Here is a 26,178-nt window from a genome sequence, read left to right as displayed (position 1 = left end):
CGGGGAACCCGAGCTCCCACCGAATGCCTTGCCCCTGGCTCCTCGCCCTCAGCCGAACAGGCCCTGGCTTCGCAGGTAGTCGTCGTAGCTGCCGCTGAAGTCGGTGATCCCGTCCTCGCCCATGTCGAGGATGCGGGTGGCCAGGGAGGAGACGAACTCCCGGTCGTGGCTGACGAAGATCAGGGTGCCCGGGTAGTGCTCGAGGGCCAGGTTGAGCGCCTCGATGGACTCCATGTCCAGGTGGTTGGTGGGCTCGTCCATCAACAGCACGTTGGGCCGGGTCAGCGACAGCTTGCCGAACAGCATGCGCCCCTGCTCGCCGCCGGAGATCACCTTGACCGACTTGCCGATGTCGTCGCTGGAGAAGAGCATCCGCCCCAGCGCCCCGCGGATCACCTGCTCGCCGCCGTCGGTCCACTGGGCCATCCACTCGTACAGGGTGGCGTCGTTGGCGAAGTCGTCGGCGTGGTCCTGGGCGAAGTGGCCGAGCTCGGCGCTGTCGGTCCACTTCACGCTGCCGGCCTGGGGCGCAAGCTCCCCGGCCAGGGTCCTGAGCAGCGTGGTCTTGCCGATGCCGTTGGGGCCGATGATGGCGATGCGCTCGCCGGCCTCCACGGTCATGCCGAAGCGTTCGAACAGCGGCGCCTCGCCGGGGTAGCCCTGGGCAACCCCCTCCACGTTGACCGCGTTGCGGTGGATCTTGCGCGCCTGCTCGAAGCGGATGAAGGGGCTGACCCGACTCGAGGGCTTGATCTCCTCGAGCTTGATCTTGTCGATCTGGCGCGCCCGGGAGGTGGCCTGCTTGGCCTTGGAGGCGTTGGCCGAGAAACGGCTGACGAACTGTTGCAGCTCGGCGATCTGCGCCTTCTTCCTGGCATTGTCGGCGTGCTGGCGCTCGCGGGCGGCGGTGGCCGCGGTCATGTAGTCGTCGTAGTTGCCCGGGAACAGCTTGATCTCGCCGTAGTCCAGGTCCGCCATGTGGGTGCAGACGCTGTTGAGGAAGTGGCGGTCGTGGGAAATGATGATCATGGTGCTGCTGCGCGCCGTGAGCACCCCCTCCAGCCAGCGGATGGTATTGATGTCCAGGTGGTTGGTGGGCTCGTCGAGGAGCAGCACGTCGGGGTCGGCGAACAGCGCCTGGGCCAGCAGCACGCGCAGCTTCCAGCCCGGCGCCACTTCGCTCATGGGGCCGAAGTGCTGCTCGAGCGGGATACCGAGCCCCAGCAGCAGCTCGCCGGCGCGGGCCTCGGCGGTGTAGCCGTCGAGCTCGGCGAAGCGCACCTCCAGGTCGGCCACCGCCATGCCGTCTTCCTCGCTCATCTCGGGCAGCGCATAGATGCGCTCCCGCTCGGCGGCTACCCGCGAGAGCTCGGCGTTGCCCATGATCACGGTGTCGATGACCCGCTCGTTTTCGTAGGCGAACTGATCCTGGCGCAGCTTGCCGAGCCGGGCCCCCGACTCGACCATCACCTGGCCAGATGAAGGCTCCAGGTCGCCGCCGAGGATCTTCATGAAGGTGGACTTGCCGCAGCCGTTGGCGCCGATCAGGCCGTAACGATGGCCGTTGCCGAACTTGATGGAGACGTTCTCGAACAGGGGCTTGGCCCCGAACTGCATGGTGATGTTGGCGGTGGAGATCAAGGATAAGGGTCCGGTCGGTGCATGGAAGGGCCGCGATTGTACCGGTTATGGCCGCCCTTCACACCGCCCGCTGCGCCAGGGCGCTTCTCGGCTTGGCGTGGCGCTCAGCCGAGGCTGAGCATTTACTGCAGACATGATGGATTGACCTGCCCCGCCTCAACGTCGTGGGTTACGTTGAGGTAGGGACCAGAACACAGAGCCACTATTGAGGGAGGCAGGTCATGAATCAGTCTAACGCAACTCAGCAATCCGTTGTTAAGGGGGCTGTGGCTGAACGACTCAGCGCTGCCAGCAACGTCCATGCTGCTTATATTGGCCTGGACGTGCATAAAGCCACCATTGCGGTATCCCTTGCCGAAGTGGGGCGTCAGGAGCCCGAGTTTCGTGGCGAGATTCCCAACGAGCCCAAGGCCGTGGACAAGTTGGTTCGTCAGCTAAACGAGCGTTTTGGCGGTCAGCCCTTGTTGTTCAGCTACGAAGCGGGACCCTGCGGCTATGGGCTCTATCATCAGGTCCAGGCCAGCGGTCATGACTGCGAGGTGGTGGCTCCGTCGTTGATCCCCCGCCGCGCCGGTGATCGCGTCAAGACCGACCGCCGTGATGCGCAGATGTTGGCCCGCCTGTCCCGCTCGGGCGAACTCACCCCGGTGTGGGTGCCCACACCGGAGCAGGAGGCGATTCGCGACCTGACGCGAGCGCGGGAGGACATGAAGGCCATCGAGCTCAAGGCCCGCCAGCGGCTGAGCGCCTTCCTGCTGCGGCATGGCAAGGTCTACCGTGGCAAGAGCAAGTGGATTCCCATTCACTTTCGCTGGCTGGAGACGGTCCGCTTCGACACCCCGGTTCAGCAGATCGTGCTGGAGGAGTACGTCGATGCCGTGAAAGAAGCCCAGAGGCGAGTGGCTGGCCTGGAAAAGCAGATGGCAGCGGCGCTGCCGAGCTGGTCGCTGGCTCCGGTGGTCGAGGCGTTGATGGCGATGCGCGGGATCGGTCTGATCACGGCCATGACGGTGCTCGCTGAACTCGGCGACATCAGTCGCTTCGACTCACCGCGACAACTGATGGCCTATCTGGGCCTGGTGCCAAGCGAGCACTCAAGTGGTGGCAGCCGACGCCAGGGGGGCATCACCAGGACCGGCAACGGCCATGTTCGCCGCGTGCTGGAGCTGGGCTCCGCCCGGCGAAGGGAGACCGAAAGGCTCCTGGGCGGCACAGGGTAACGCCGCCGGGGCGCCTGCGGCGCCATTCGCTCGGGGAACCCGAGCTCCCACGGAACCTCGGGGCGTTCGTCGAACCGACAAGACATGGCGCTCCTGCTGGGTACCTCGCCTGTTCTGCGAACAGCTTGAGCCAGGCCCCACAGCGACAGCGGCCCCGGCAGGAACACCCGCCGGGGCCGCGCGTGGCGTCTCTGAGCGGCCGCTCAGTCGTGGCGGTAGACGGTGAAGATGCTCTGCAGCTTGTGCTTCTTGCCGTAGATATGCACCGTGGTCTCGTCGAAGGGGAAGCGCTCGAGATAGTCACTGCGGGAGTTGAAGCGCGGCTTGTGGGCATTGATCATCGCCGCCGCCAGGCGCTCCCGGTTGGCGCTGCCACAGAGCCCCACGGCGAACCACAGCTCCTCGTCGGGCTGCAGGAATGCCTGCCACCGGTCGCGCTCCTCGTGGTGCTCGATGCCATAGCGCGTGCTGCGGTGCTCGCCGACGTAGAGCAGTTCCTGCACGTCCATGTCGCCGGACTCGGGATCCCTCGCCGCCCGGAACACGCAGAAGATGCCGGATTCGTCGGGGGCTTCACGGAGCTGATCACTCGTCCAGTAACCGAGCATCTTGGGGGATAGCATCTGGTCGGTCATGGCGTTCTCCTCAGTAGTCCTCGAGTCGTTGCATGTCACGGGCGATGCGTCGAACCTCCGCCTCGTGCCCGGCGGAGAGCGAATCGAAGAACTCCCGCTCGCTGTCGGCGCCGGCCTTGTCGCTGCGATGGGCGTAGAGGTCCTGGAGGGTGCGATGGGCCGTGAGGGCCGTCGCCAGCACGCTCTGTACGCTTTCGCAGTCGATACAGCCCGGAAGGCGCTCGAGTACCGGCGGATGCGGGAAGTCCGTCGGATCGTCGAACCAGGTCTCCAGCACGGCCCGATGGCCACCATTCTCGCCCAGGTAGGCGGTCAGGTCCGACTGCATCTTGCGCTCGTGCTCGGCCAGGTACTCGAGGGCCATGCGCACCCTCTCGTCCACTCCGCCGGCCGCCAGCTTCGTGTACTGCTCGGCGAGGCCCCCATGGTAGTCGGCCGCCCAGGCGACCAGTTCCTTTATCTGATGAAAACGCATACCTGCCACCTCCTCGTCGTTGCCGCCAGCGGCGCTGCCGGTTGGCTCCTGTCTTCATCCTAGCCAACGCCGCCGGGGCACGCTTGACGTGTATCAACGGGAAGCGATGCAAGCCTAGCGCAGGAGGTGGGTGTCGACCGGCACGAACTCGCTGGCCGCGCGAATCAGGGAGTCGGCGGTGAGGGGCGCCACCCCGACGACGGTCACCGTGACGCCGAAGCGCTCGCGCAGGCGGGTCACCAGCAGGTCGAAGTCGCCATCGCCGGAGACCAGCACCACATGGTCGACAAGCGGCCCCGCCTCCATGGCGTCCAGGGCGATGCCGACGTCCCAGTCGCCCTTGGCGGAGCCGTCGCGGCGCTGGATGAAGGGCTTGAGCCTCACGTCGAAGCCGATGGTGCGCAGGATCGCCTGGAACTGGCGCTGGCGGGGGTCGCCGCGCTCCACCGCATAGGCGTTGGCCACCACCACCTCGCGGCCCGCCGCGAAGCGCGCCCAGAAGGCGTGGTAGTCGAAGTGCCGGCCGAAGGCCTCACGGGTGGTGTAGTAGACGTTCTGCACGTCGACGAAGATGGCGACACGCTGCGCGGCCATGCGGGTCACCACTCCTGGCTGGTCTCGCGCAGGGCGGCGAGTTCGGCCTTGGCCTCGGCGAGGCACCAGCGCAGTTCGTCGCCCAGCGCCGTGGCGTTGCCCACGGCGATCAGCCCGGCCGCGGCACCGCTGGTGCGCCGGGCCACGCCGTCGCTTGAGTGCAGGGCCTCGAGCCTGACGACCAGCCAGGCCAGCCAGCTGTCGGGACGCGCAGCCAGCTCGCGCAGGCGGTGCAGCTCGGCGATGCCGGCGCCCTCGGGGCCCAGCAGCTCGCGCCACTCATGGCGCTCGAGGCGGGCGTGCTCGGTCACCTCGCGCAGCAGCGACTGCAGCGCCAGCTCGAACAGCGCCAGGGCGCCCTCCTCCGCCGCCATGCGCCGCGCCTCGGCGTGCTCGTCGTCGCCCGGCAGGGTGTCGAGCAGCAGCTCGGCCTGGTAGAGCAGCTGATTGGTGCGGGATCGCGGGGTCACTTGCGCTTGTCCTCCACCTGCCAGCGGTGGCCGTCGAAGGTGGCCTTCCAGCCGGTGGCCTTGCCCCCCTCGTCGGTCATCACGAACTGCTCCTTGGCCTTGCGCGAGAAGCGGATCTGGGCCGGGCGGCCGTCGGGGTCCTCGCTGGGCGCATCGAGCAGGTAGCGATACTTCTCGGGGAGTTCCTCGGCGTGGGCCTTGAGCTCGCGGACCAGGGGCGGGCGGGTCTCGCGGTTCCTGGGGAACTTGCTCGCCGCCAGGAACAGCCCGCTGGCCCCGTCGCGCAGCACGTAGTGGTCGTCGACCTTCTGGCACTCGAGCTCCGGCATGGGAATCGGGTCCATCTTGGGCGGCGCCACCTCGCCGTTGCGCAACAGCTTGCGGGTGTTCTTGCACTCGCTGTTGGTGCAGCCGAAGTACTTGCCGAAGCGGCCGGACTTGAGCTGCATCTCCGAGCCGCACTTGTCGCACTCGATGGTGGGACCGTCATAGCCCTTGATGCGGAACCTGCCCTGCTCCACCTCGTAGCCGTCGCAGTCCGGGCTGTTGCCGCAGATGTGCAGCTTGCGGGTCTCGTCGATCAGGTAGCTGTCCATGGCGGTGCCACACTTGGGGCAGCGGTGCTTGGCCCGCAGGGCGTCGGTCTCGGCCTCCTCGTCGGCATCGGCGGCCACCGCCTCCTCGCCGGGCAGCAGGTCGATGGTCGTCTTGCAGCGCTCCTTGGGCGGCAGGTTGTAGCCCGAGCAGCCCAGGAAGACCCCGGTGGAGGCGGTGCGGATCTGCATCTTGCGCCCGCAGCTGGGGCAGTCGATATCGGTAGGCACGGGCTGGTTGGGGCGCATGCCCGCCTCGCTCTCGGCCTCCTCGAGCTCCTTGCTGAACTCGGCGTAGAAGGCATCGAGCAGCGCGCGCCAGTTGCGCTCGCCCTCGGCCACCTCGTCGAGGCTGTCCTCCATGCGCGCCGTGAAGGAGTAGTCCATCAGGTCGGGGAAGGACTCCTTGAGGCGCTCGGTGACGATGTCGCCGAGCTTCTCGGCGTAGAAGCGCCGGTTCTCCAGCTTGACGTAGCCGCGATCCTGGATGGTGGAGATGATCGAGGCGTAGGTGGAGGGCCGGCCGATGCCGCGCTTCTCCAGCTCCTTGACCAGGCTCGCCTCGGTGTAGCGGGCCGGCGGCTTGGTGAAGTGCTGCTGGGGGTCGAGGCGCTCGAGGGTCATCGGGGTGCCCTCGGCGAGGTCCGGCAGTGACTGGTCCTCATTCTTGCCGGCCGGCTTCATGACCCGGGTGTAGCCGTCGAACTTGAGCACCCGCCCCTTGGCCTTGAGCTCGAAGCCGTCGGCCTCCACGGTCAGGGTGCTGGAGAGGTACTCGGCCGGGGTCATCTGGCAGGCGACGAACTGGCGCCAGATCAGCTCGTAGAGCCGCTCGGCGTCGCGCTCCATGCCGGCGAGGTCGGTGGCACGGCGGTCGACCTCGGAGGGGCGGATCGCCTCGTGGGCCTCCTGGGCGCCCTCCTTGCTGGAATAGCGGTTGGGCGACTCGGGCAGGTAGCGCGCCCCGAACTCGCTGCCGATGAAGTCGCGGACATGCTCCACCGCATCCCTGGAGAGGTTGGTGGAGTCGGTGCGCATGTAGGTGATGTAGCCCGCCTCGTAGAGACGCTGGGCCAGGGTCATGGTCTTCTTCACCGAGAAGCCCAGCCGGCCACTGGCGGCCTGCTGCAGGGTCGAGGTGATGAAGGGGGCGTTCGGCTTCGACCGGGTGGGCTTGTCCTCCCGGGCGGTGATCGAGAGACTCGCCTGCTTCAGCGCGGCGATACGCTCCAGGGTCTCGGCCTCGGAGGTGGGGCGGAACGGCTTGCCGCCCTGGCGCACCAGCTCGAAGCGCACCGGCTCGCCGTCCTTCGAGACCAGGTCGGCATGGACGTCCCAGAACTCCTCGGGGACGAAGGCACGGATCTCGCGCTCGCGCTCGACGATCAGGCGCATGGCCACCGACTGGACGCGTCCGGCGGAAAGGCCGCGGGCGATCTTGGCCCACAGCAGCGGCGAGAGCATGAAGCCGACCACCCGATCCAGGAAGCGGCGCGCCTGCTGCGCCTCCACCCGCGGGATGTTCAGCGTGCCGGGGTCCTGGAAGGCCTCCTGGATGGCGTTCCGGGTGATCTCGTTGAAGACCACCCGCCTGTAGCGCGCCTCGTCGCCGCCGATGGTCTCGCGAAGGTGCCAGGCGATGGCCTCCCCCTCGCGGTCGAGGTCGGTGGCGAGATAGACGGCATCGGCCTTCTCGGCGAGCTTCTTGAGCTCGGCCACCACCTTCTCCTTGCCCGGCAGGATCTCGTAATGGGCCTCCCAGCCGTGCTCGGGGTCGATACCCATGCGCCGGATCAACTGCTCGCGCGACTTGTGCTTGCGGTACTCGGCCTTCTCTTCCGGGGACATCTTCCGTGTCGCCGCAGCCTGGCGTGCACGCTCCTTGGGGTCGGAGGCCGCCTTGCCCGAGCCGCTGGTCGGCAGGTCACGGATATGACCCACGCTCGACTTCACGATGAAGTCGTTGCCGAGATACTTGTTGATCGTCTTGGCCTTGGCCGGCGACTCGACGATGACCAGTGACTTGCCCATAGTGCTCCACTAAATGTGCATGGCGCGCCCCGCGAGGCCGCACCTGACGATTCCGTCCCGCCCATCCGCGGCGGGTGAAAAATGCGCTTACCCTACCCCAGCGCCGTGCATCACGCCAGTCGCAACCTCGGCGCGAGCCCCGCGCCGGCCTTCTGACCCTAGACCGCCATGGCCGGTATGGGCAAGGCATCCGCCGCAACGACAACGCCCTCGCCGCATGTCGCGGCGAGGGCGCTGGAAGCCCGGTGGCGTGGCGCGATCAGCGCTTGTTGCCACCGCCGCCCGGCTTGCGGCGTGAGGCGGTGGTGCCGCGCCGAGCAGTGGTCTGGCGGGTCGCGGGCCTGGCCCTGGCAGCGGACCCGGCCTCCGCTTCCGGCTCGGACCCGGCGGCCGGCGTGGCCGTCGCCTCTGGCTTGGCAGTCGGCTCGGGCTCGGTCGGCGCTTTCTCCCCGGCGGCCGGCTGCGACTCCATCAGGCCCTCCACGTCGCTGAAGGCCTGGCGCTGGGCCTCGGCCTGGCTGGCCACCCACTCCTCGGCCTCGGCACGCGACTGCGCCTCGACCAGCGGTGCCTGGTCGATGGCCTGCTCGAACAGCGACTTGACCCGCTCCAGCCGATCGGCAGAGTGCTCGGAGAGTTCGCCACTGGCCGCCAGCACGTGCTCGATGTGCATCAGGTGATCGGCGATCTGCTCCGCCGTCTGTCCCTCGAGCAGCTCGGGCAGCGCCTCGACGGCCGCCTCGCGGTCCAGCTTGAGGATGAAGAACTGCTCGCGCATCAGGCGCTTGAAGTCGGCCACGGAGAGCTCGGACTCCAGTTCGGCGTGGGTCGCCCTCAGCCGCTTGAAGTTGCGCTCGTCGGTGGACGGGGCGCCGCCCAGCACGAAGATCAACGCACGAATGACCGCCTCGTGGCTGCCCCCCTCGGCAATGTGCTCGCGCAGTTCGTTCCGGCGACGTTCGATGAAGCGGCGGTGCTCCGGCTCGGCGCCGGGAAGGCGGCGATGCGCGTGGGCGTCGCCCCCCAGCCCCACCAGGGACTGCAGCAACGGCTGGCCGTAGAGGTCGAGGAAGGTGCGCTCGATGGCGCCGTCGCGCAGGTCACGCCAGGCATTCAGGCTGCCGGCGATCTGATCGGAAGCGATCGATTCCAGCACGCGGAACAGGTTGTCCTCGTCCAGCGGGTGGCGGTTGGCGCGAATCCGCTCGGCCAGCACCGGCACCGCGGTCATCAGCGGGTTGCGATCGGAGAGCAGGCGGTAGCCCAGGCGATTGGGGTGCATGCGACGCAGCCACTTCGCCGATTCCGGCGTGGACAGGGCACGCACCCAGGGCTGCACGAAGAGGCGATACAGACCCAGGTTGATCTCCGATATCCGGGCCACGGTGGCGAACCGCGTGTCGTCCTCCGGTGAGTGCTGGACGTAGTGGTCGAGCTCCTCGATGGTGCGCGGCGAAAACTCCAGCAGGTAGTCCCGCTCGATCAGCTCGGCATCCTCGCGCTCCGCGGCCGTGGACACGGTGGTCTCGTAGAGCCCCGGCGGCAGCACGTCGATGTAGTCCATGTTGGCGGTGAACTCGGCATGCTCCTTGCGGGACACGCTGCCCGAGACGAAGATGCCCAGGTGGCCGGTGGTGTCATGGACGCAGTAGACGATGGTCTGCTCGTTGGCGACGATGTCCTCCGCCCCGGCGTAGAGGTCCCGCACCCAACCCAGTGCCTGGGGTGGCGGCGTGATGTCGTCGCCCCGGGAACAGAACACCACCACCGGCGAGCGCACATTGCGCAGGTCGATGCGTCGCCCGTCGGAGGTCACCAGTTGGGCCGTGGAGAGGCGGTTGCCGACGAAGAGGTTGTCGACGATGTACTGGATCTCGTCACCGCCCAGTACCACGTGACCGCCCCACCAGCGCTCGAACTCCAGGTAGCGCTCGGCTTCGGTGTCCACGTTGGCGTAGAGGCGATACTGCTTCGTCCAGAAGGTGTTGGCCGGGTTCATGTTCTCGAAGTTCTGCACCAGCCAGGCGCCGTCGAAGTGGCCGTCACCCAGGTCGCTGACCAGGGAGGTCACCCAGCTGCCGCCGGTCATGCCCCCGGTGTAGCGCATGGGCGCGCGGCCGCGCTCGCCCGCCCAGTAGGAGAGCGGCGCCCCGGCGATCAGGATCGGGCCGAACAGGTCGGGCTCCAGCGACGCCGCCATCATGAGCTGCCAGCCCGCCTGGCAGTTGCCGACGACCATGGGCTTCTCGGCGCTGGCCGCATGGGATTCGACCACGTGGCGCAGGAAGGCGATCTCCGCCTCGACCACGTCCTCGACGGTCTGCCCCTCCTCGGGATACGGCAGAAAGCCGATGAAGTAGCAGGGGTGTCCGGCCCGCAGCGCCACGCCGATCTCGCTGTCGGGCTTGAAGCCGCCGATGCCCGGGCCGTGGCCGGCACGGGGATCCACCACCACGAAGGGGCGCATCTGGGGGTCGGTCTCCTGGCCCTCCGGGGGCAGGATACGCAGCAGTTCGTAGTTGACCGGCCGCGCCAGCTCGCGACCGTCGATCAGCACCTCGGCCTCGAAGCCCAGCACGCTTGGCTTGGTCTTGTCGATATGCTCGAGATACTGGTTGCCACGGACGCGCATGACGTCCATGTAGAGCACGCTTCGCTCGAAGGCATCCAGCCAGTAACGGCCTGCGGCGCGTCCAAAGCCGAACGGATCCAGGAAGGACAGCGCGGCTGCCGGAGGTGTCGGCATCGGAAGGTTCATCACGAGCTCCTGGCGTTGCGTGGGAGAAATGCTGCAATGCAATATAGCGCATTTTCGCCAACACGACGAGCAGAGATTGACCGTCTGTTCAACGCCAGCCGCGGGGAACGGCCGTCATCAGCGACCTGGCCCGCGAGGCGCCGAGCAGTTCCTCGAGAGCGCGCCGGGCTCGTCGGGCGGCGTCCTCCGGCTGGCGCCCGCGGGCCAGCAGGCGTGCGGCATCAGGCGCCTCGGGAGGCCGGTCGAGGCGCAGCCCCGGACCGCCCGAGAAGGCCGCCCCGGGATCGAGGCAGAGTCGCCACTGCAGGGCATGTCCCCGGGGAGCCAGGCTCGGCTGTCGAGCCCGCAGCCGTTCCCCCGCGCCCAGCCGCAATTGCTCGACCACCGGATCGAGCCCGGTCAGGGCCTCGTCCAGCGCCTCGCTGCCCGACAACCCCGGGGTCATGGCCATGAAACCGATGCGGTTATCCCCCACCCGGAAGCTCAGCGTCACCAGGCCCTCGAGCCCGATGCTCGCCACCCCCTGCACGGCAAGCCGGCCCAGGTAGGCGTGCCGCTCCAGCGTCAACCCGGCGACGGGCGCCATGACCAGGTCGGCACGGGGGGCATGGCGGGCCGGCAGGTAGCGCACCCGGCCGCCGCCATCCGCCAGCACCGGCACCCGTACCACCTCCCCTGCCATGCCGGGCGAAGCCAGCGGCAATCCCGCCTCGCGCATCAGCTGGCACATCGCCTGGCCGTCGCACATGGCCTCGATCAGTGCGGGGGGCGGCCCGATGAAGGCAAGCCCGCCGCGACGACAGGCCAGGGCCAGGGCAAGCTGCCGGGCCGGCTCGCACTCGCCCGGGTGCAGGGCGCGGCAGTGCGCGGCAAGGGCGCGTTCGACCAGGCTGTCGAACGGCTCGTCCGGGGTCGTGGCCTCGAGACAATCGATGCCGAGCTCGCGGCTGGCCTGGCGGACGCTCAGGCCGGCAAGGGTGGAGGCCGCCAGCAGCAGCCGGGGAGAGGGATCACTGGCGCCGGGGAGGCGGAAGGTTCGGGGCGTCATGGCAACTCCGGTGATGGCCCGGACGGGACCGGCGATGCTAGCATGACAGCCGGACCACCTGAGGGTCGCCACGGCCGGGCGGATGAACCATGACCACTCCCAAGCTGCTCAATCGCCTGACCTTCCGCCAGTTGCAAGTCTTCCAGGCCGTCTACGACCAGCACTCCTATTCCAGGGCGGCCGAACGGCTGGGGCTGACACAGCCGGCGGTGAGCTCGCAGATCCGCCAGCTCGAGCAGGCGCTGGGCCAGCCGCTGTTCAAGTATGCCGGCAGGACACTCCACGTGCTGCCCGCTGCCGATACCCTCGCCGCCTCGGCCGAGGCGATCTTCGGCCAGGTATCCCGACTGCAGATGGCGCTCTCCGACATGGCAGGCACCATCACCGGCGACCTCGACATCGCCGCGGTCTCCACCGCCCAGTACGTGGTCCCCCACCTGCTGGCACGCTTCCGCGCCCACTATCCCAATATCCGGGTACGGCTGCGGGTGTGCAACCGGAGCCAGGCGCTGGAGCGGCTCGCCGAGTGCCGCGACGACCTGGTGATCATGGCCCGGGTCCCGGTGGACGAGGACCTGGTGTTCATGCCGCTCCTGGACAACGAGATGATCCCGGTGGTGTGGCCGGGACATCCGCTGCTGTCGGCCAGGGCACCGACCCTGGAGGACTTCGCTCGCCACTACGTGCTGACGCGCGAGCCGGGCTCGGGCGTGCGCAGCGCCTTCGAGGAGCTGGCCGCCGCCCAGGATATCCGGCTGGCCCACACCATCGAGCTGGGCACCAACGAGGCGGTCAAGCAGGGGGTCATGGCGCAGCTGGGCGTGGCGGTGCTGCCACGACTGGCGGTGCGCCTGGAGATCGAGGCCGGCCTGCTCACCGAGCTTGCCCTGCCCGGCTTCCCGCTGCGCCACTCCTGGTGCACCGTCCATCCCCGCACCCGCTTCCCCACTCCCGCCACCGAGCTTTTCCTGCGCTTCGTGCGCGAGCACCTGGCGGACTTCCACGACCACTTCAACGCCCCGCCGCGCCCCCTGCCCAACCACGGCGTGGCCTGCCTGCCGCTCGGTTCCTGACCGACATCATGGCGAGACCGGGTGGCGGCGCCGGGCACCGCCCGGCGTCTGTCCCACCCCGGGGAGGCTGTGGTAAATTGGCCGCCTGCAACCCACGTAACAGTCTGCGCGCCATGCGGGGCTCGCCCGGGCATCGGCCCCGGACGCATCGCATCCCCCCATGGCCCTCGCAGCCGCCGAGCGGAGGGGTTCCCACCCTATGAGCGACAACACCTCGAAACCGATTCCCAGCGGAGAGAAGTTCCGTACCGAGCAGGGCTTCGCCGCCATCAAGGACGGCATCAAGCAGCGCCGCCAGGAGGGCGATGGCCCTGACCTGGGGCGCAAGCCGAAGTGGCTGCGCGCCCAGATTCCCGGGGGCGAGCGTTTCGAGGCCGTCAAGCGCAACGTCAGCACCCATCGCCTGAGCACCGTCTGCGCCGAGTCCCACTGCCCCAACATGGGCGAGTGCTGGAGCAACGGCACCGCCACCATCATGCTGATGGGCTCGGTGTGCACCCGTGCCTGCCGTTTCTGCGCCGTGGACACCGGCAACCCGAAGGGGTGGCTCGACACCGAGGAGCCGGCCAATACCGCCAGGTCGGTGGAACTGATGGGCCTGCGCTACGTGGTGCTCACCTCGGTGGACCGCGACGACCTGGAGGACGGCGGCGCCGCCCACTACGCGGCCTGCATCCGCGCCATCAAGGCCAACACCCCCGAGGTGGTGGTCGAGGCGCTGACCCCGGACTTCGACGGCGTGCATGCCGCCATCGAGGACGTGGTGGACTCCGGCCTCGAGGTGTTCGCCCAGAACGTCGAGACCGTGGAACGCCTCACCCGTCGGGTCCGCGATCCCCGCGCCGGCTACCGCAAGACCCTGGACGTGCTGGCCCACGCCAAGCGGCACAAGCCGGAGGTGCTGACCAAGACCAGCCTGATGCTGGGACTGGGCGAGACCGAGGAGGAGATACTGGCCACCTTCGACGACCTGCGCGAGATCGGCGTGGACATCGTCACCCTGGGCCAGTACCTGCGCCCGACCCGCAACCACCTGCCGGTGGAGCGCTACGTCACCCCCGAGGAGTTCGAGCGCTATCGCCGCATCGGCCTGGAGAAGGGTTTCATGGAGGTGGCCTCGGGCCCGCTGGTGCGCTCCAGCTACCGCGCCGACCGGGTCTTCGAGAAGAACAACCTGGGCCTGGCCGCCCCGGCCGAGGTCCCCGGCCAGCAGCCCGATCCCGACCGCATCGACGCGGTCAACGTCGGCTGACCAGCCCCCTTCCCAGCTCGAGCGCCAGGCACTCCGCCAGGCGCTCCCCCACCCTCTCCACACTGGGCGCCTCGACGCCCGGGCGGTCGTCGACGAGATCGGCCAGGCGCGTCATCGCCATGCCGGCATGGCCGCAGGGGTTGATGCGCTGGAACGGCGAGAGGTCGCCGTCGACGTTGAGGGCCACCCCGTGGAAGCTCCCGCCGCGGCGGATACGCAGCCCCAGCGAGGCGATCTTGGCCTCCCCCACGTAGACGCCGGGGGCATCGGGGCGCGCCCGGGCCTCGACCCCATGCTCGGCGAGCAAGGCGATCACCGCATTCTCCAGGGCGCTGACCAGCTCGCGGACGCCGAGGCCCGCGCGGCGCACGTCGATCAGCGGGTAGAGCACCACCTGGCCCGGCCCGTGGTAGGTGACCTGGCCGCCGCGGTCGGTCTGGACCACCGGGATTTCCCCCGGCATCAGCAGATGCTCGGGCTTGCCGGCCTGGCCCTGGGTGAACACCGGGTCGTGCTCGACCAGCCACAACTGGTCCGGCGTCTCGGCATCGCGATGGTCGGTGAGGTCGCGCATCGCCTGCCACACCGGCCGGTAGGGGCGGCGGCCCAGGCGGTGCAGCTCGACGGGAGGCAGCGTGGCAGGAGACGCGGGGCTTGCCGCCATCACACCACCATGTGCACGCGGCCCGTGGCCTTGAGCTCGACGAAAAGCGCCTGCAGCTGGGCCTCGCCGGTGGCACGGATGGTCAGGCGCACCGACTGGAAGCGACCGTTGCGGCTCGCCACCACCTTGAGGTTGCTGGCATCGAAGTCCGGATCGTGACGGCTGACCACCTGGCAGACGGTGGCAGCGAAATCCTCGGCGGCGTCGCCCACCACCTTGAGGGGATAGCGGCACGGGAAGGTGATCTTCGGCGGCTTGCCGCCCGCCGGGCGGCCGGGGCCGCGCAGATCACGCAGTGACTTGGGGTTCATGCATCGTTCCAGCTGGAGAGTACCCGACCATTCTACTCAAGGCGGACCGGGGTAACCAACCCCGGGCGCTCGGCACCGTCAACCGAACCAGCCGCCGATCAGGTTGCTGAAGAAGCGCTGCACCTGGTCGAAGAGGCGCTTGAACAGGCCGCCCTCCTCGATGCCCTCCAGGGCGACCAGCGGCCGCTCACCGACCACCTCGTCCCCCAGGCGAACCTCCAGGGTGCCGACGTTCTCACCCGCCTGGATCGGCGCCTCGAGGTCGGCGCGAATGTCCAGGCGGGCCGTGAGCTGCTCGTTGCGCGCACGTGGCACGGTCATCTGCACGTCCTGGCCGACACCCACCCGCAGCTCGTTCTTCTCGCCACCCCAGATCCGCGGAGTGTTGAGCACGGCCCCCCGGTCATAGAGCTTGAGCGTCTCGAAATAGCGGAAGCCGTAGCTGAGCAGCTTCTGGGTCTCCTGGGCACGCGCCTCCTCGGAGTTGGTCCCCATCACCACCGAGATCAGCCGCATGTCGTCACGTTTGGCCGACGCCACCAGGCCGTAGCCGGCCTCGGTGGTCCAGCCGGTCTTGAGACCATCCACGCTGGGGTCGCGCCACAGCAGGCGGTTGCGGTTGGGTTGGCGGATGTCGTTGTAGGTGAAGTACTTCTCCGCGTAGACGGCGTAGTGCTCGGGATAGTCGTTGATGATGTACTGGGAGAGCAGCGCCATGTCCCGGGCGGAGGAGTACTGCTCCGGGTGCGGCAGGCCGGTGGCGTTGGCGTAGTTGGTGTTGTGCATCCCCAGGCGCGTGGCGTGCTGGTTCATCAGGTCGGCGAAGGGCGCCTCGCCGCCGGCGAGGTGTTCGGCCACGGCGACGCTGGCGTCGTTGCCCGAGGCGATGATGATCCCATACAGCAGGTCGTGGATCGCGACCCGGGTACCGACCTCGATGAACATCTTGGAGCCACCGGTGCGCCAGGCGTTCTCGCTGATCTCCACCATGTCGTCCATGGTGATGTTGCCACGGTCCAGCTCGCGCTCGACCAGGTAGGCGGTCATCAGCTTGGTCAGGCTCGCCGGCGGCAGGCGCTCGTCGGCATTGTGCTCCACCAGCACCCGGCCGCTGTCGGCATCCATCAGGAACCACGACTTGGCCGCCAGCTGTGGTGGGGCCGGGATCATGGTCTGGGGAGCCGGCACCGCCTGGGCCAGGGCCTGGGGAATGGCCAGCACCAGCAGGACCAGCAACACCGGGAAGCAGCGACGACAGGGAAGCGAGGGGAACACTCTCATGGGGGAGAATCTCATCAGGGACATCGAGGGCATCATGATACGGAGGTGACGACTCAATCGACACCGTTGACAACGAAGGTCTGGCCGAAACCGGCGCGACGCAGCTCGTCGCGCACCGGGTCGACCTGGCCATCATGGGCGAGCGGCCCCACCTGAACGCGATGCAGGCCGGTGGCACTCGCCACCCGCACGGGGTGGGACAGCTCGTTCTGCAGCCGGGCCTTGAGGGCCTGGGCGCTCTCCGCGGAACCGAGGGCGGCAATCTGCAGGTAGATGGGGCTGCCGTCAGCCGGGCGGCGTTCCGCGGGGCTGCCGTCAGCCGGGCGGCGTTCCGCGGGGCTGCCGTCAGCCGGGCGGCCTTCCGCGGCGCGTGTCTCGGCCCGTTCCACCGGGGCAGTGGCGGCCACCGCGGCGGTCTCGCCGGCCGACTCGGCGCCGCGTACCGAGGTCGCCTGGCGTCCGGCGCCGTTGTCCGGCACCGAGCCGTTCTCGGCGATCCACCGCTCCACGTCGATGGCCTCGACCTTCACCGGCCCGGTACCACGGTCGAGGATATCGAGGCGCGCCGCGGCGGCATAGGAGAGATCGATCTCCCGATCGCTGTGGAAGGGGCCGCGGTCATTGACGCGTACGATCACCGAGTTGCCGTTCTCGAGGCTGGTCACGCGCACGTAGCTCGGCAGCGGAAGCGAGCGATGGGCGGCACTCATCTTGTACATGTCGTAGATCTCGCCATTGGAGGTGGCGTAACCATGGAACTTCTCTCCGTACCAGGAGGCGGTGCCCTGGCGGGCGTAGCCGCGGGCATCGGGCAGCACCCGGTAGGTCTTGCCCCACACCTCGTAGGTGGGCCGGTTGCCCCCCCGCGAGGGCGGCTCGATACGCGGCGTGGCATCGGGGACCCGGCTGACGTCGGGCGGCTCCTGGGGGTAGGCGTCGCCGGCCATGGTGTAGCGTTCGCCATCGGCGGGGACAACCGCCCTTGCCGTGGCCGTGCGCTCGCCGTCGGAGGGGGTTCCACCGCCCCCGGCGCAGCCCGCCAGAAGGAGCAACAGGGACAAGGCACTCCACCAGGCCCTCATGATGCACCCTCCGAGTCGTCGCCGGGCGGTGTCAGCGGCGTGGCCTCCAGAGCCCGGGCATCGCGAATCGCCTCGGCCAGCTCGGTCACCGCCATGGCGTAGAGGTGACTGTGGTTGTAGCGGGTGATCACGTAGAAATTGCGATGACCGACCCGATAGCGGTAGGCGCCGTCCTCGAAGTCGAGGGCCAGCGGCACCACCTCCCGATCGACGGCGAGCTCGCCACGCGGGACGATGCCGACCCCGGCCAGGGTGGCGATGTCGGCATAGGGCGGACGGGTCTGGTTGAACTCGACCCTGCCGGGCAAGTCGCCGGGGCCCTCGGCGTCATGATAGATCGGCGCACCGGGGCGCCAGCCGTGCTCGGCGAAATAGTTGCCTACGCTGCCGATGGCATCGACCGGATTGGTCCAGAGGTCGCGGATGCCGTCGCCATCGAAGTCGACCGCATAGGCGCGGTAGCTGGTGGGAATGAACTGGGGATAACCCATGGCCCCGGCATAGGAGCCGTCGAGGCTGCCGGGATCGACCCCCTGCTCGCGGGTGATCTCCAGGAAGGCGGCCAGCTCGCCCCTGAAGAAGTCGCCACGCACCGGGTGGTGGAAGGCCAGGGTGGAGAGGGAGTCGAGCACCCGGTGGCGACCGGTGAAGCGGCCGTAGCTGGTTTCGACTCCGATGATGGCCGCAATCATTTCGGGGGGAACGCCATACTCGGCCTCGGCGCGGTCGAAGGCATCCCGGTGCGCCTCGATGAAGGCCACCCCGCGGCTGATGCGCTCGGGCTGCAGGAAGATCTCTCGGTACTCGTCCCAGCGCAGGTGTCGCTCGGCGGCACCGGCCATGGCATCCAGCACGCCCTGCTGGAAGTCGGCATCGCGCATGGCGGCCTCGAGCCAATCGCGCTCGATGCCCTTCTCGGCGAGTTCCTCGACCAGGGCCCCCACCGCCTCGTGGCGGGCCGGGTCGAAATCCAGCGCGGCCTCGGCGGCGAGGGCCAGCAGCGACAACCCGGCGCCGGCGATCACGGCCAGCCCCCTCGGTCCTTGCATACGGGACACCGTCATTCTATTGCCCTCTCCCTGCTAGCGCGGCAGCAGCCTGCGGTGAGCGTGAATGGCCATGAGAATACCGAAACCGGCCAGCAAGGTCACGCTGGAGGTGCCACCATAGCTGACCAGTGGCAGTGGCACCCCGACCACCGGCAGGATGCCGCTGACCATGCCCACGTTGACGAAGACATAGATGAAGAAGGTCAGGACGATACTGCCGGCCAGCAGCCGTCCGAAGGTGTCCTGGGCGCCGGCGGCCAGCCACAGGCCTCGGCTGATGATCAGCAGATAGAGCACCAGCACCGCCAGCATGCCGACCAGCCCGAACTCCTCGCCCAGCACCGCGACGATGAAGTCGGTATGCCGCTCGGGGAGGAACTCCAGCTGGGACTGGGTGCCCTGCAGCCACCCCTTGCCGAACACCCCGCCACTGCCGATGGCGGTGGTCGACTGGATGATGTTCCAGCCCGAGCCCAGCGGATCGCTGTTGGGGTCGAGGAAGGTCAGCACGCGCTGGCGCTGGTAGTTGTGCAGGTTCATCCACAGCAGCGGCAGTGCCGCCGCCGCCAGGCCCGCCAGCGCTGCGATGAAGCGCCAGGAGAGCCCGGCCAGCAGCACCACGAAGATCGCTGCCGTTGCCACCAGCAGCGAGGTGCCGAGGTCGGGCTGCTTGGCGATCAGCGCCACCGGCAGGCCGATGAGCAGGGCGCAGACCGCCAGGTCCCGCAGGCGTGGCGGCAGTTCGCGGCGGCTGAGGTAGGCGGCCACCATCAGCGGCATGGCCAGCTTCATCAGTTCCGAGGGCTGGAAGCGGATGACCCCGGGGATCACCAGCCAGCGCTGGGCGCCCATGCCCATGTCGCCCACCAGCTCCACGGCCACCAGCATCAACAGGCCGACCACATAGACAGGCAGCGCCCAGCGCAGCAGCGTGGTGGGTGACAGCTGGGCCAGCAGCAGCATCACCACCAGCGCCACCCCGAAACGGATGCCCTGGGCGATCACCGCCTCGAGTCGCTGGCCGGTGGCGCTGTAGAGCACCATCAGGCCCGCCAGCATCAGGATGAGCAGCATGCCCAGCAGCCAGGGGTCCAGGTGGGCGCGCTCCCAGATGCTGCGACGACGGGCGATGCCGCTCTCGGGGGGACGCACCGGGTGGCCACGCAGGGCCCGGGGCAGTTCGATCAGTGCCATGGGTCAGTTACCCGCCACATTGCCGCTATCATTTTCCATCGCCTCGCGCAGCTCCTCGACATCGAGCTCCTCATCCTCGAGCAGCCAGGCATCGGTCATGGCACGGGCCAGGTGCGCCGCATGGGTGCTGCCGCCGCCGGCGTTCTCGACGATCACCGACACGGCGATCCGGGGGTCCTCCAGCGGTGCGAAGGCCATGAACAGGGCGTGGTCACGCAGTCGCTCGGCGAGTTCCTCGGCGTCGTAACGCTGATCCTGCCCCAGCGAGAAAACCTGGGCAGTCCCCGACTTCCCGCCCATGCGGTACTCGAGCCCTGCCCCGGTGCGCCGTGCCGTGCCCTCATGGCCGCTGAGCACCTTCTCCATGCCGGAGAACACCTTGTCCCACCAGGCCTCGGTGGCCAGCACGATGTCTTCCGGCGTGTCGGGCAGGGCCACGGGGACCTCCTCGTCGCCGATGCGGCTGGCCATGCGCGGCCGGACCCACTGGCCGCGGTTGGCGAGCACGGCGGTGGCGGTGGCCAGCTGTAGCGGTGTCACCTGCCAGTAGCCCTGCCCGATCCCCACCGACAGGGTCTCGCCGGGGTACCAGGGCTGATTGAAGCGGCCACGCTTCCAGTCCCGGGAGGGCATCAGGGCGGTGCTCTCGCCGAAGATGTCATGGCCCACCCGCTGGCCGAAGCCGAAGGCACTCATGTTCTCATGGAGACGATCGATGCCCATGTCGTGGGCCAGGGAGTAATAGTAGGTGTTGTTGGAGACGGCGATGGAGCGCTCCATGTCGACCCGGCCGTGCCCCCAGCGCAACCAGTTGCGATAGCGCCGCGAGTCGTTGGGCAACTGGTAGTACCCGGGATCGAAGATGGTCTTGTCGGGGGTGATCGCGCCCTCCACCAGGCCGGCCAGGGCGAGGAAGGGCTTGATGGTGGAGCCCGGGGGGTACTGGCCGCGAATGGCGCGATTGAACAGCGGCAGGTCGATGTCCTCCTGCAGTGCCCGGTAGGACGCCACGTCGATGCCGGTGACGAACTGGTTGCTGTCGAAGCCCGGCACCGAGACCATGGCCAGGATCTCGCCGGTGGCCGGCACGATGGCGACGATGGAACCACGCCGACCGTCGAGCAGCTCGTAGGCCAGCTGCTGCAGCTCCTTGTCGAGGGTCAGGGTGAGGTTCTCTCCCGGCACGGGGTCGGTGCGACCGAGCTCACGCAGCACCCGGCCGCGGGCGTTCGTCTCGACCTTGCGCAGCCCCGACTGGCCATGCAGGGCATCCTCGTAGAAGCGCTCGACCCCGGTCTTGCCGATGAAGTGCGTGCCGGCATAGCGCCCGGCATCCAGGGTCTGCAGCTCCTCGGCGTTGATGCGCCCGACGTAGCCCAGGGCATGGGCCATGATCTCGGCGTCCGGGTAGTAGCGCAGCAGCTGGGCCTCGACCTCGACGCCGGGCAGGCGATGGCGGTTGACCGCCAGGCGGGCGATCTGGTCCTCGTCGAGGTCGCTCATCAGCAACGCCGGCTGGAAGGGGCGCTGGCGCTGGCGCGAGCGCACCCGGAAGGCCTCGATCTCCTCGTCGGACAGCTCGAGGAGGTCCACCAGCAGCGTCAGGGTGGCGTCCAGGTCGTCGACCCGCTCCCTCACCAGGGTCAGGTTGTAGGTGGGGCGGTTCTCGGCCAGCAGCACGCCGTTGCGGTCGTAGATCAGGCCCCGGGTCGGCGGCAGGGGCTCGACCCGGACCCGATTCTTCTCCGAGCGGGTGCTGTAGACCTCGTGCTGAACCACCTGCAGGTAGACCAGCCGCCCCATCAACAGGGCGGTCATGGCGAAGACCAGCAGCACCGCCAGCAGCGAGCGCACGCGGAAGGTGCGCAGTTCCTGCTCGGCGTTCTTCAGGGTGTCGCGTCGCTCGCGCATGCTCGGGAATGCCCTCGGCTGATGCCTCGCACGGAGGAGTGATTCACGTCGGCTTCACGGTGGCATGCCGGCTCAACGGTGATAGGGGTGGCCCACCATCAGGGTCCAGGCGCGGTAGAGCTGCTCGGCGAGCAGGATACGCACCAGCGGGTGCGGCAGCGTGAGGGGCGACAGCGACCAGCGCTGGTCGGCGCGCGCGGAGAGCCCCGGCTCGAGGCCATCGGGGCCGCCCACCAGCAGGGCCACGTCGCGCCCCTCGAGGCGCCACGACTCGGCCTCGCGGGCCAGCTGCTCGGTGCTCCAGGCCTTGCCGCCCACCTCCAGGGCCACCACCCGTTCATTGCCCCTCAGCCTGGCACGGATACGTTCGGATTCCGCGACGATCGCCCGGGTCGTGTCGGCGTTCTTGCCGCGCTTGCCGGGAGCGATCTCCTCCACCTCCAGGGCGAAGTCACGGGGCATCCGCTTGCGGTACTCCTCGACGCCCTGGGTCACCCAGCCGGGCATGCGGGTTCCCACCGCCAGCAGGCGGATCCTCATGCGTTGCCCGCCTCTCCTCCACCATGCGACTCCCGAGCCTCCCAGTCGCTGGGGAGGTCGGCCCAGAGGCGCTCGAGGTCATAGAGCTGGCGTGTCTCGGGCAGCATCACATGGACCACCAGGTCGCCCAGGTCCACCAGCACCCAATCGGCGCCATTCTCGCCCTCGACGCCCTGCGGCTGGATGCCGCTGGCCTTGGCCTTCTCGACCACGTTGTTGGCCAGTGCCGCCACGTGCCGGGTGGAGGTCCCGCTGGCGATCACCATCAGGTCGGTCACGCTGGTCAGGCGCGAGACATCCAGCAGGCTGATGTCCCTGGCCTTGAGTTCCTCCAGCGCGTCCACCGCCAGAGTCTTGAGTGCGTCGATATGCATAGCCCTTCGTGTCTGCCCCTCGTTGAAGCGAAATCTCGATTTCCCATTGTACCGGGTTGCGCCTGCTGTCAGGAACCGGAATAGAAGCCATGGGCGAGGATGCGCGCCTCCACCGCCTCGGGCAGCAGATAGCGCACGCTGCGGCCCTCCGCCAGGCGGTGGCGCACCTCGGTCGCCGAGATGGCCATGCGCGAGGGCAGCGCCAGGCGCAGCAGGCCGCCGGCCGGCCGCTCCATCAGGGTCTCGGCGGCGTCGACCTCACGGCCATCGATCAGCGCCACCAGTGCCGATGGCAGCGGCGCCTCGAAGTCGGGACGGTCGATCACCACCAGATGGGCCAGTTCGAAGAGCCGCTCGGGCTGGTGCCAGTCGGCCAGCCGCCGGAAGGCGTCATGCCCCAGCGCCATCACCAGGCGGGCCTGGCCGCCGAACTCCTCGCGCAGCGTGGCCAGGGTGTCGGCGCTGAAGGAGGGGCCGTCGCGTCGCAGCTCGCGGGGGTCGGCAACCAGGCCCGGGGTGTCGCCGATCCCCAGGCGCAGCAGCGCGAGGCGCTCGGCAGGCGAGACATGCGGCTCTCCCCGCAGCGGCGGCATGCTGGCGGGAATCATGTGCACGGCGTCCAGCGCGAGCGCCTCATGCAGCTCCACGGCGCTGCGCAGGTGCCCCAGATGCACCGGGTCGAAGGTCCCGCCGAGCATGGCGATGCGCGGCGGCGGATCGTCATTGGCCCCGGCGGGCAGGGGAACGGGAAACCGCTCGCTCACTGGCGCACCTGGCCGTCACCGAGGACGACGTACTTCCGCGTGGTGAGCCCCTCGAGCCCCACCGGGCCGCGGGCGTGCAGCTTGTCGGTGGAGATGCCGATCTCGGCCCCCAGCCCGTATTCGAAACCATCGGCGAAGCGGGTCGAGGCATTGACCATCACCGAACTGGAATCCACCTCGGCCATGAAGCGGCGGGCCAGGCCATAGTGCTCGGTGACGATGGCATCGGTGTGGTGTGAACCGTAGCGCTCGATATGCACGATGGCCTCGTCGATGCCGTCCACCACGCGGATCGCCAGTATCGGGGCCAGGTATTCGGCATGCCAGTCCGCCTCGGCGGCGGGAACCGCCTCGGGGAGAACGGCGCGAGTGCGCTCGCAGCCGCGCAACTCGACGCCGTGCTCGGCATAGGACGCGGCCAGCTTCGGCAGCAGCGCCTCGGCCACGGGGGCGTCCACCAGCAGGGTCTCCATGGTGTTGCAGGTGCCATAGCGATGGGTCTTGGCGTTCACCGCGATGGCCAGGGCCTTCTCCGGGTCGGCGGTGGCATCGATGTAGACGTGGCAGATCCCGTCGAGGTGCTTGATCACCGGCACCCGTGCCTCCCGGGCGATGCGCTCGATCAGCGACTTGCCGCCCCGCGGGATGATCACGTCGACATGCTCGGGCATGGCGATCAGCCGGCCCACGGCGGCACGGTCGGTGGTGGCCACCACCTGCACCGCCGTCTCGGGCAGCCCGGCATCGGCGAGCCCCGCGCGGATGCAGGCGGCAATGGCGGCGTTGGAGTCGTGCGCTTCGGAGCCGCCGCGCAGGATACAGGCGTTGCCGGACTTGAGGCACAGGCTGGCCGCCTCCAGGGTGACGTTGGGTCGCGACTCGTAGATGATGCCGATCACGCCGAGCGGGACACGCATCTGGCCCACCTGAATGCCGCTGGGGCGTGAACGCAGCCCATCGATCTCGCCTACCGGGTCCGCCAGTGCCGCGACCTGGGTCAGCCCTTCGATCATGGCGTCGATGCGCCTGTCGTCCAGGGCCAGGCGGTCGAGCAGGGCCGCGTCCAGGCCGCTCTCCCGCCCCCGGGCCAGGTCGCGGGCATTGGCGGCGAGCACCTCCGCCCGTGCCCCGCCGAGCCGCTCGGCCATGGCCATCAGGGCCGCATTCTTGGGCCCGGTCGGAGTGCGGCGCATCGCGGTGGCCGCGGCACGAGCGGCCTGGCCGAGGCGCTCCATGTAGGTGTCGACATCGCCGACGGTCTCGGCGCCGGTGGGCGAAGCGGATTGGGAGGCGTGAGCAGTCATGCCGTAGAGTGTCTCCTGAGGCCGGCACCGGCGCGAGACAGCGACGGGGCCGGCGTTATACTGTGCTGAAAACCGGGAAGGGATTCATAGTAAGCCACCATGCAGAGCAAGTACAAAGTCGGCCTGCTGCGAGCCAACCTGCTGGCGGCGGCCCTGTTGCTGGCGCTGCTCGCTCCCGCTGCGCCTTCCCTCCCAGAAGCCCTGCTGCTGTGGTTGGCAACGGCCTGGCTGGGCGTGACCGCAACGCTGCTGGAGTTCAGCCACCGGCGACCCTCCACGGTGCCGTGGCAGTTGCTGCCCAGCCTGCTGCTGGCCGCCCTGCTGTGGGTGGCACCCGAGCGCCACCTGGTCTGGCTGTGGGCCTGGGCGGTGCTGATCATGCTGCCCCAGCCCGCCTGGATGGCCGGTCTCAACGCCCTGCTCGCCGGCCTGACCTGGTGGTCCCTGATAGACAGGATGGGCCCCGAGCAGGCGGTCCTCTCGGGACTGGTGCTGGCCGGCCTGCTGTTCCTCGGCCTGCTACGCGGCCGTGACCTCCAGCCGCTGCGGGGCTCGGCCCGTCGCCGCATGCGCCTGATACCGGGGCTGAGTCTCTGGCCCCGCGACCAGCTCTCCCACGACCTGGTGCGCGAACGGGCACGGGCCCAGCGAGAGGGCGTCCATGCCGAACTGCTGATCCTCCAGACCTCTCGCAACCGCCTCTGGCAGCTGGCCCGTCGGCTCTGCCGACTCACCCGCAGCTTCGAGAACTGCTACTACCTGGACCGGCGCACCCTGGCCACCCTGCTGCTGAGCCGCGACCCCGACCAGGCCGAGCGGCGCCGTGACCAACTGCTGGAGGCGCTCGGCACGCCCGACCGGCTGCGCGCTTCCACCCTGTCACGGGTCGAGTCGCTGGGTGACGAGTGCCGGGCCCTGGAGCGCCAGCACACCCCAGTGACCGTGATCCGGGAGCCGGAGCATGACTGACCCCCGGCCCGCACGGCTGCATGCCCTGGTCTATGGCACCGGTGCCCTGCTGCTGCTGGGGCACGCCCTGTGGCTCTACCTGATGGGCGACTATCCGAGTATCCTGCTGCCGGTGCTGCTGACCCCGCTGATGCTGCTGGCCGCCCTGCTGCGGCTTGGACAGGAGGACCACGCGCGGCTGTCGGCCTATCTGGTGCTGATCTGCGGCTACCTGCTGATCGCCGTCGAGCTGCCGCAACAGCAAGGGCCGGCACCGCTGTGGCTCGGCCTGCCGCCGGTGCTCACCCTGCTGCTGCTGCCGCTGGGGCCGGCCATGCTCCTCAACGTGATGCTGGTGCCGATCTGGCTGATGCTGCTCGGCGATGCGCAACTGAGCCGCGACCTGATGCTCGGCTATCTGACCCTGGTCGTGGTGGCCGGCCTGGCACCCTGGGAGCACCTGCGGCAGCAGGCGCTGTTGCGCGCCACCGACCCGCGCGACCCGGAATGCCCGGCCATCAACCGGTTGACCCTGAAGGATCGTCTGTACAGCGAATGCGAACGTGCCAACCTTCTCGACCAGCGCCTGGCGGTGCTGCTGATCCACCTGCCCCAGCTCGACATGGCAAGCGAGCAGTTCGGCGCCAGGGCCCGCCAGGCATTGCTCGATGCGCTCTGTGCCGAGGTCGAGAGGCGCTGCCGCGACCACGACCTGCTGGGCCGGGAGGGCCAGGCAGACTTCTGGCTGGTGCTGCCCGACACCAGCGAGAACGGCGCCATGCTGGTACGCCAGCGGCTGGAGGAGTCGCTGCAACGCACGGTACTGCTGGAGACCGGCCCGATCGAGACCCGCATGGCACTCTGCCTGCTGCTGCCCCATGAAGCCCCCGAACACTTCGAGCAGCGCCTGCAGACCCGCAGCCTGCGACTGACCGAGAGCTGACGCCCTGCCCGACCACGGAGCCA

24 protein-coding genes are annotated in these 26,178 nt (G+C 68.9%); 5 read left to right on the top strand and 19 right to left on the bottom strand.

From position 1 onward, the window contains the following. Positions 1–48: 48 nt before the first annotated feature. The gene (locus ACOMD9_RS07820) at positions 49–1,641 is read right to left on the bottom strand and encodes an ABC-F family ATPase (protein ID WP_421413436.1); all 1,593 of its coding nucleotides are present in this window, start codon (positions 1,639–1,641) and stop codon (positions 49–51) included. Positions 1,642–1,862: 221 nt separating this feature from the next. On the opposite strand from ACOMD9_RS07820, the gene ACOMD9_RS07815 reads away from it, so the two are divergent. Next, positions 1,863–2,861, top strand: coding sequence for an IS110 family RNA-guided transposase (locus ACOMD9_RS07815; RefSeq protein WP_421413434.1), 999 nt, complete (start codon positions 1,863–1,865; stop codon positions 2,859–2,861). 203 nt (positions 2,862–3,064) lie between these two features. On the opposite strand, the gene ACOMD9_RS07810 is transcribed toward ACOMD9_RS07815, so the two are convergent. The 7 genes from ACOMD9_RS07810 to ACOMD9_RS07780 form a co-directional block, all read right to left on the bottom strand. After that, positions 3,065–3,496, bottom strand: coding sequence for a hypothetical protein (locus tag ACOMD9_RS07810; RefSeq protein ID WP_421413432.1), 432 nt, complete (start codon positions 3,494–3,496; stop codon positions 3,065–3,067). A gap of 10 nt (positions 3,497–3,506) precedes the next feature. Then, entirely contained in the window at positions 3,507–3,971 is a 465-nt protein-coding gene (locus ACOMD9_RS07805) for a 2-hydroxyacyl-CoA dehydratase (protein WP_421413431.1), read from the bottom strand. Between the two features lie 114 nt (positions 3,972–4,085). After that, the gene (locus ACOMD9_RS07800) at positions 4,086–4,565 is read right to left on the bottom strand and encodes a LabA-like NYN domain-containing protein (protein WP_421413429.1); all 480 of its coding nucleotides are present in this window, start codon (positions 4,563–4,565) and stop codon (positions 4,086–4,088) included. A gap of 5 nt (positions 4,566–4,570) precedes the next feature. Further along, positions 4,571–5,035 (bottom strand): DUF6586 family protein, encoded by a 465-nt coding sequence (locus ACOMD9_RS07795; RefSeq protein WP_421413427.1) that lies wholly within the window; start codon positions 5,033–5,035, stop codon positions 4,571–4,573. After that, positions 5,032–7,659, bottom strand: a complete 2,628-nt coding sequence (gene topA / locus ACOMD9_RS07790) for a type I DNA topoisomerase (protein WP_421413425.1) — start codon at positions 7,657–7,659, stop codon at positions 5,032–5,034. The genes ACOMD9_RS07795 and topA overlap by 4 nt, the downstream gene beginning before the upstream one ends. A 259-nt stretch (positions 7,660–7,918) precedes the next feature. Further along, entirely contained in the window at positions 7,919–10,417 is a 2,499-nt protein-coding gene (locus ACOMD9_RS07785; protein WP_421413423.1) for a DUF3141 domain-containing protein, read from the bottom strand. Between the two features lie 88 nt (positions 10,418–10,505). Beyond that, complete coding sequence (locus tag ACOMD9_RS07780) at positions 10,506–11,465, bottom strand: ATP-binding protein (RefSeq protein ID WP_421413422.1); 960 nt, start codon at positions 11,463–11,465, stop codon at positions 10,506–10,508. A gap of 89 nt (positions 11,466–11,554) precedes the next feature. Here ACOMD9_RS07780 and ACOMD9_RS07775 point away from each other — a divergent pair, with 89 nt between their 5' ends. Both ACOMD9_RS07775 and lipA read left to right on the top strand, forming a co-directional pair. Beyond that, the gene (locus tag ACOMD9_RS07775) at positions 11,555–12,538 is read left to right on the top strand and encodes a LysR family transcriptional regulator (protein ID WP_421413420.1); all 984 of its coding nucleotides are present in this window, start codon (positions 11,555–11,557) and stop codon (positions 12,536–12,538) included. A gap of 199 nt (positions 12,539–12,737) precedes the next feature. After that, positions 12,738–13,790 (top strand): lipoyl synthase, encoded by a 1,053-nt coding sequence (gene lipA / locus ACOMD9_RS07770; protein WP_421413418.1) that lies wholly within the window; start codon positions 12,738–12,740, stop codon positions 13,788–13,790. Here the strand turns inward: lipA and lipB are convergent. The 11 genes from lipB to ACOMD9_RS07715 all read right to left on the bottom strand — a co-directional run bounded on the left by lipB (position 13,777) and on the right by ACOMD9_RS07715 (position 24,264). Next, positions 13,777–14,454: a lipoyl(octanoyl) transferase LipB gene (gene lipB, locus ACOMD9_RS07765; RefSeq protein ID WP_421413415.1), complete on the bottom strand. Its 678-nt coding sequence runs from the start codon at positions 14,452–14,454 to the stop codon at positions 13,777–13,779. The two genes, lipA and lipB, sit on opposite strands and share 14 nt — an antisense overlap. Next, positions 14,454–14,765, bottom strand: a complete 312-nt coding sequence (locus tag ACOMD9_RS07760) for an HP0495 family protein (RefSeq protein WP_421413412.1) — start codon at positions 14,763–14,765, stop codon at positions 14,454–14,456. The genes lipB and ACOMD9_RS07760 overlap by 1 nt, the downstream gene beginning before the upstream one ends. A 78-nt stretch (positions 14,766–14,843) precedes the next feature. Next, positions 14,844–16,046 carry a D-alanyl-D-alanine carboxypeptidase family protein gene (locus ACOMD9_RS07755; RefSeq protein ID WP_421413410.1) on the bottom strand — a complete coding sequence of 401 codons (1,203 nt, stop codon included), beginning with the start codon at positions 16,044–16,046 and terminating at the stop codon, positions 14,844–14,846. A gap of 53 nt (positions 16,047–16,099) precedes the next feature. Next, entirely contained in the window at positions 16,100–17,128 is a 1,029-nt protein-coding gene (locus ACOMD9_RS07750) for a septal ring lytic transglycosylase RlpA family protein (protein WP_421413408.1), read from the bottom strand. Continuing rightward, complete coding sequence (mltB, locus tag ACOMD9_RS07745; protein ID WP_421413406.1) at positions 17,125–18,177, bottom strand: lytic murein transglycosylase B; 1,053 nt, start codon at positions 18,175–18,177, stop codon at positions 17,125–17,127. Before mltB ends, ACOMD9_RS07750 begins: the two co-directional genes overlap by 4 nt. A 33-nt stretch (positions 18,178–18,210) precedes the next feature. Next, positions 18,211–19,371 carry a rod shape-determining protein RodA gene (gene rodA / locus ACOMD9_RS07740; RefSeq protein WP_421413404.1) on the bottom strand — a complete coding sequence of 387 codons (1,161 nt, stop codon included), beginning with the start codon at positions 19,369–19,371 and terminating at the stop codon, positions 18,211–18,213. A gap of 3 nt (positions 19,372–19,374) precedes the next feature. Then, positions 19,375–21,282 carry a penicillin-binding protein 2 gene (gene mrdA / locus ACOMD9_RS07735; RefSeq protein WP_421413401.1) on the bottom strand — a complete coding sequence of 636 codons (1,908 nt, stop codon included), beginning with the start codon at positions 21,280–21,282 and terminating at the stop codon, positions 19,375–19,377. A 72-nt stretch (positions 21,283–21,354) separates the two neighbouring features. Beyond that, complete coding sequence (rlmH, locus tag ACOMD9_RS07730) at positions 21,355–21,822, bottom strand: 23S rRNA (pseudouridine(1915)-N(3))-methyltransferase RlmH (RefSeq protein WP_421413398.1); 468 nt, start codon at positions 21,820–21,822, stop codon at positions 21,355–21,357. Next, complete coding sequence (gene rsfS, locus ACOMD9_RS07725; protein WP_421413396.1) at positions 21,819–22,196, bottom strand: ribosome silencing factor; 378 nt, start codon at positions 22,194–22,196, stop codon at positions 21,819–21,821. The genes rlmH and rsfS overlap by 4 nt, the downstream gene beginning before the upstream one ends. Positions 22,197–22,264: 68 nt before the next feature. After that, positions 22,265–22,894, bottom strand: coding sequence for a nicotinate-nucleotide adenylyltransferase (gene nadD, locus ACOMD9_RS07720; protein WP_421413733.1), 630 nt, complete (start codon positions 22,892–22,894; stop codon positions 22,265–22,267). A 62-nt stretch (positions 22,895–22,956) separates the two neighbouring features. After that, the gene (locus tag ACOMD9_RS07715; RefSeq protein WP_421413393.1) at positions 22,957–24,264 is read right to left on the bottom strand and encodes a glutamate-5-semialdehyde dehydrogenase; all 1,308 of its coding nucleotides are present in this window, start codon (positions 24,262–24,264) and stop codon (positions 22,957–22,959) included. A gap of 99 nt (positions 24,265–24,363) precedes the next feature. On the opposite strand from ACOMD9_RS07715, the gene ACOMD9_RS07710 reads away from it, so the two are divergent. Together ACOMD9_RS07710 and ACOMD9_RS07705 are read left to right on the top strand one after the other, a co-directional pair. Continuing rightward, on the top strand, positions 24,364–25,233 hold the full coding sequence (locus ACOMD9_RS07710; protein ID WP_421413392.1) for a hypothetical protein: 870 nt from the start codon (positions 24,364–24,366) through the stop codon (positions 25,231–25,233). Further along, a complete protein-coding gene (locus tag ACOMD9_RS07705) occupies positions 25,226–26,155 on the top strand; it encodes a GGDEF domain-containing protein (protein ID WP_421413389.1) in 930 nt (309 codons plus the stop codon). Before ACOMD9_RS07710 ends, ACOMD9_RS07705 begins: the two co-directional genes overlap by 8 nt. Positions 26,156–26,178 lie beyond the last annotated feature (23 nt).

The organism is Halomonas terrestris, from assembly GCF_049166755.1.
Lineage (GTDB): Bacteria > Pseudomonadota > Gammaproteobacteria > Pseudomonadales > Halomonadaceae > Halomonas.
This window is presented reverse-complemented; position numbering and strand designations above follow the sequence as displayed.